Below are 3,976 nucleotides of genomic sequence, written 5' to 3'. Positions count from 1 at the left end.
TGGGATAAGTATTGCAAATCATCAACACGATTTTTCATTATCTTCACAAAAAAACAGACAACTGCACATAGCGCAGCGTTGTGCTTCATTATGACAAACCGCTAACCAATGATAAAATTCTTTCGTAAAATTCGTCAAAACTTACTTATGGACAACAAAACTGGAAAATATTTTAAGTATGCGATTGGTGAAATTGTACTTGTTGTTATTGGGATTTTAATTGCATTGCAAATCAATAATTGGAATGAGAATGACAAGAGAATAGCTTTGGAAAAAAAGATGCTAAATGAACTTTTAACAAATTTGCGAAAAGACTCTTTGGACAATGTGATAAATACTCAATGGTATCAGCGGGTTGAGAGGTCAGCAATAATTATTAATGAATCTCTTGAAAGAAAGATTCCTTGGCATGATTCTCTAGCTAATCATTTTGGAAATCTTTACACTCATGGTATTTCAACTTATAATACTTCCGCATTTGAAAACCTAAAATCCATAGGGTTTGATTTAATCCGTAATGATAGTATTCGAATTGCTTTGACCAATTTGCATGGCATTAACTATAAACTCGTAGAAAAAAGCGAAGATGAGTTCGCTAAAGATAATCATAACCAAATGGTATTACCTATTCTTACTTCCAGACTTAAAATGGAAAGATGGTTTCACGCAGTCCCTCATAATTATGAGGCTTTAATGGATGATTTATTATTTCAAGAAACGGTACGCTTTAGAGGAGTTACAATGGGTTACGTTGGCGGAAATACTATAGACGCAAACAAAAGGGTTATTAGATTAATTAATATGATTGAAAAGGAATTAAAAAATAAATAACGAAAGCACAACAATGGCTATAAGTAATGGCACCGTTCTCGCCTACTTTGGAAATTCCGCTGGAATTTTCTATCTGTGATTTGTTTGTTAACTTAGTCGCTTTACCACGCAACTAACCATACACAAACACGTTGTAGCCAATTAGAAAATCAACATTCACAAAAAAAATCTACGTTTGTAGAGATTAAATATATTGTTTTATGAAAAAAATCTTATCTGTTTTAATTATTCTGATTGGATTATCTTCTTGTAAAGAAAATACAGAAAAACAAACAACAACTGATGAAACAACTAATTATATTGATAATTCTACAGAAATTACGCAAAAGCAAAAGGATTTGAAAGAGAATGCGATACCAATTAAGAGCTTATCAAAGTTAAGCAACAAGATATATGATGAAATTGCAAATTTTGAAATATTAATGATTGGAGAAATGCACGGAACAAATGAACCTGCTGAATTTGCTTATGGGTTATGTGAACTAATTACTGAACACGAAGACAATGTGATAATGGCTATGGAAATTCGTTCTTCACTTATGAATAACTTGTCAGACGAGATGTCAATTTCCCAGTTAAAAGAATTGGATTTCTTTCACAGAAAAAATTTTGATGGTAGAAATGGTGAAGCATGGCTTAATTTAGTGCATAAGAGCAATAAAAATGAAAGAATCATTTTAAAATTTATTGATAATTCTTACCCGTCTTCAACCAGAGATTCATCCATGTACAGGGAAATACGTAACATCCATAACAAATATCCGAACACCAAAATAGTTACTCTAACAGGAAATGTACATAATTCTTTGATACCCATTTTTGAAGAAGTAAGAATTGGAGGTTACTTGTTAAAAGATTCTGTTAATTTTGATTCTAAAAAAATCATGTCCATTAACCATGTATTTAGTGAGGGAAGCATGTTAAATAATGACGGTACAGGGTTAAAAATTAAAACTATTGAAAGAAAGGAAAATATTTATAATACTACCTTATCCCATGATATGTTTTTATATAAGAAATTTCCTGAAGAGCAAAATGAATATACACATATCCTATATACTGATAAAGTAACGGCTTCAGGTATAATTGAAAAAGATGATAGGTAATGATAATATATCTCTGTTTTACAGAAAAATGGACTTGGCAAAACTAACTCAAGAACATAGAATTACAAACAGAAAATTCAACAAATCGAATAAAATAACTGGCTACAACAACGGCTATAGTTCATTACGGCTGAAATTCCTAATCGGAATTTCAAGCCTTTTTGCTAAATTTATGGTTTGCTACGCCAGTTCGCACTTAGTGCTCGTGTCCTAATCGGAATTCATTGCAATTTGCTATCTTTCGGCTACGGCGGAAAGAATCCTGCGGATTTTTCCGCAACGAAATCATAGCCAAAACCGTTAGCCTTCATTATATCCAACTACTGATCAATGATAAAATTCTTTAGAAAAATTCGCCAAAACTTACTTATGGACAACAAAATTAGAAAATATTTTAAGTATGCGATTGGTGAAATTGTACTTGTTGTTATTGGGATTTTGATAGCGTTATGGATTAACAATAAAAATGAAGCGAATAAAGAAAGAGCTATTGTACGCAAGATGCTCATTGAATACAAGATGGAGTTAGCATATAATCTTGAAGCACTCGATAGAAGAAAAAAAGAAGTCGATTCAAGGGCTTCCAAATGCACAACCCTTTTGGATCAAATTGAGAACGAATTACCCTATGCTGATACGCTTTCTACTTACTTTAATGTCCTGACTTTAGGTTTACTAGATAACGGATTAAGCATGACCGCTTTTTCGGCCATTGAACAAAGAGGTTTAAATAAGATTAGCGATGACATTTTAAAGAACAAAATCATTGATTTACACAGCGAGAAATATAAAATACTCGATCTTAGGACAAAGAATGCCATGCTCAACGTAAGCGAGTACGCGCGCCCTATTGCCAGACATAAACTCAAGTATACTGAGAACATGAAGTTAGTTCCCTTAGATTATGATGCCTTGATGGGAGATGTTTCAACCTGGAATATCCTTAAAATATTGCATCAAAATTATAGCGAGATCTCCTATAAGATTGTGAATACACAAAATGAAATTCAAGAGGTAGACGATCTCATTAACCGCTATTTGAAATTAAAATGATAAAATTCTTTAGAAAAATTCGTCAAAAACTACTTTCTGAAAATAAAATCAGTAAGTATTTGATTTACGCAATTGGAGAGATAATTCTTGTAGTAATTGGAATCTTAATTGCACTACAAATCAATAACAATAACGAATTAAATAAACAAAGAGCCAAAGAAGTACAGTTCTTGAAAAATCTAAAGAGCGATTTAATTTTTGAAGAAAGTGAACTTGAACGCTACATTGGAATTAGAGAAAGTATATTGAACTCTGCTCAAATAGCACTTGAACATTTTAATGGAAAGCCTGTAAAGAATATTCAAATGTTTAATTATCATACATTTAATGTGGGAATCTGGCAAGAATTTCAACGTAACAACAACACCTTTGTAGAATTATTAAACTCTGGAAACTTTACAATAATTTCAAACGAATCAATAAAAAATGGTCTTTTAAATTTAGACTTAATCCACAAACAAATTATATCAAACCGAGAACATTTAAGAAATGATATGGAGCATTATTATTATGACCCTTGGTTTAAAACTGTTGATTTAGACCCATTAGCTGAAAGTTTTTTGTTTTATGCTAATAAAAAAGAATTTGACAATAATATAGAGCTTTCAAGACAAGAATTAGATAGACTTTTAAATGACACGATTTTTAAGAATGGATTCGTTCTATCAGTTTTTACTAATTCCTTAATAATTGATGACTACAAAAGAATGATGGAATTAAATAAACAAGTTGTTGAACTAATAAATGAAGAAATAACGAAAGGCTAACAATGGCTATAAGTAATTGCTTGTTCTCGCCTACTTCTGAAAATTTGCTACGCACAGTTCGCACTTCGTACTCGTGTCTCGCGGATTTTCAGTTTGGTGTGTACTTGCAATGTTAAGTGCTAAACCACGCAACTACTCATAGCCGAGACCGATGATATCGAATACGCCTGCGGCGTACTTTTGTCTACGCTGCTTCGCAGACACTATATCCAAAAGCAG

General features: G+C 32.0%; 4 protein-coding genes. All 4 read left to right on the top strand.

Translation table 11 applies throughout. The features are described 5' to 3' along the window. Nucleotides 1-108 precede the first annotated feature (108 nt). The 4 genes from LBV24_RS14910 (at nt 109) to LBV24_RS14895 (ending at nt 3,757) form a co-directional block, all read left to right on the top strand. Nucleotides 109-831, top strand: a complete 723-nt coding sequence (locus LBV24_RS14910) for a DUF6090 family protein (RefSeq protein WP_224479460.1) — start codon at nt 109-111, stop codon at nt 829-831. Between the two features lie 200 nt (nt 832-1,031). Further along, nucleotides 1,032-1,937, top strand: coding sequence for a hypothetical protein (locus LBV24_RS14905; RefSeq protein ID WP_224479459.1), 906 nt, complete (start codon nt 1,032-1,034; stop codon nt 1,935-1,937). Nucleotides 1,938-2,267: 330 nt separating this feature from the next. Then, nucleotides 2,268-2,990: a DUF6090 family protein gene (locus LBV24_RS14900; RefSeq protein WP_224479458.1), complete on the top strand. Its 723-nt coding sequence runs from the start codon at nt 2,268-2,270 to the stop codon at nt 2,988-2,990. Further along, on the top strand, nt 2,987-3,757 hold the full coding sequence (locus tag LBV24_RS14895; protein WP_224479457.1) for a DUF6090 family protein: 771 nt from the start codon (nt 2,987-2,989) through the stop codon (nt 3,755-3,757). Before LBV24_RS14900 ends, LBV24_RS14895 begins: the two co-directional genes overlap by 4 nt. Nucleotides 3,758-3,976 lie beyond the last annotated feature (219 nt).

Origin of the sequence: Winogradskyella vincentii, from assembly GCF_020166345.1 — a bacterium.
Classification (GTDB): domain Bacteria; phylum Bacteroidota; class Bacteroidia; order Flavobacteriales; family Flavobacteriaceae; genus Winogradskyella; species Winogradskyella vincentii.
The sequence above is the reverse complement of the archived record's forward strand: the minus strand, read 5'-3'. Positions and strand labels throughout refer to the sequence as shown.